The following is a 1,433-nucleotide window of genomic DNA, read 5'->3' as shown; positions in this document are numbered from 1 at the left end:
AACACAGTGGACGCGAGCAACTGAGGACAAGCCCTCGGCCTATTAGTACCGGTCACCTCCACACCTCACGGTGCTTCCAGATCCGGCCTATCAACCCAGTCGTCTACTGGGAGCCTTACCCCATCAAGTGGGTGGGAGTCCTCATCTCGAAGCAGGCTTCCCGCTTAGATGCTTTCAGCGGTTATCCCTCCCGAACGTAGCCAACCAGCCATGCCCTTGGCAGAACAACTGGCACACCAGAGGTTCGTCCGTCCCGGTCCTCTCGTACTAGGGACAGCCCTTCTCAAGACTCCTGCGCGCACAGCGGATAGGGACCGAACTGTCTCACGACGTTCTAAACCCAGCTCGCGTACCGCTTTAATGGGCGAACAGCCCAACCCTTGGGACCGACTCCAGCCCCAGGATGCGACGAGCCGACATCGAGGTGCCAAACCATCCCGTCGATATGGACTCTTGGGGAAGATCAGCCTGTTATCCCCGGGGTACCTTTTATCCGTTGAGCGACGGCGCTTCCACAAGCCACCGCCGGATCACTAGTCCCGACTTTCGTCCCTGCTCGACCCGTCGGTCTCACAGTCAAGCTCCCTTGTGCACTTACACTCAACACCTGATTGCCAACCAGGCTGAGGGAACCTTTGGGCGCCTCCGTTACTCTTTAGGAGGCAACCGCCCCAGTTAAACTACCCATCAGACACTGTCCCTGATCCGGATCACGGACCCAGGTTAGACATCCAGCACGACCAGACTGGTATTTCAACGACGACTCCACCTGAACTGGCGTCCAAGCTTCACAGTCTCCCAGCTATCCTACACAAGCCGAACCGAACACCAATATCAAACTGTAGTAAAGGTCCCGGGGTCTTTCCGTCCTGCTGCGCGAAACGAGCATCTTTACTCGTAGTGCAATTTCACCGGGCCTATGGTTGAGACAGTCGAGAAGTCGTTACGCCATTCGTGCAGGTCGGAACTTACCCGACAAGGAATTTCGCTACCTTAGGATGGTTATAGTTACCACCGCCGTTTACTGGCGCTTAAGTTCTCAGCTTCGCCTGGACGAATCCAAGCTAACCGGTCCCCTTAACGTTCCAGCACCGGGCAGGCGTCAGTCCGTATACATCGCCTTACGGCTTCGCACGGACCTGTGTTTTTAGTAAACAGTCGCTTCTCGCTGGTCTCTGCGGCCACCCCCAGCTCAGGGCGCAAAGCCCGTCACCAGGTGTGGCCCCCCTTCTCCCGAAGTTACGGGGGCATTTTGCCGAGTTCCTTAACCATAGTTCACCCGAACGCCTCGGTATTCTCTACCTGACCACCTGAGTCGGTTTAGGGTACGGGCCGCCATGAAACTCGCTAGAGGCTTTTCTCGACAGCATAGGATCATCCACTTCACCACAATCGGCTCGGCATCAGGTCTCAGCCACAAGTGCGACGGATTT

1 rRNA gene is annotated in these 1,433 nt (G+C 56.6%); it reads right to left on the bottom strand.

From position 1 onward, the window contains the following. Positions 1–22: 22 nt before the first annotated feature. A 23S ribosomal RNA gene (locus ACWDAG_RS47730) occupies positions 23–1,433 on the bottom strand; the annotation flags it as partial.

Source organism: Streptomyces sp. NPDC001157, assembly GCF_053598255.1.
Note: the sequence above shows the minus strand (reverse complement) of the source record. Positions and strands in the feature narration are given on the sequence as shown.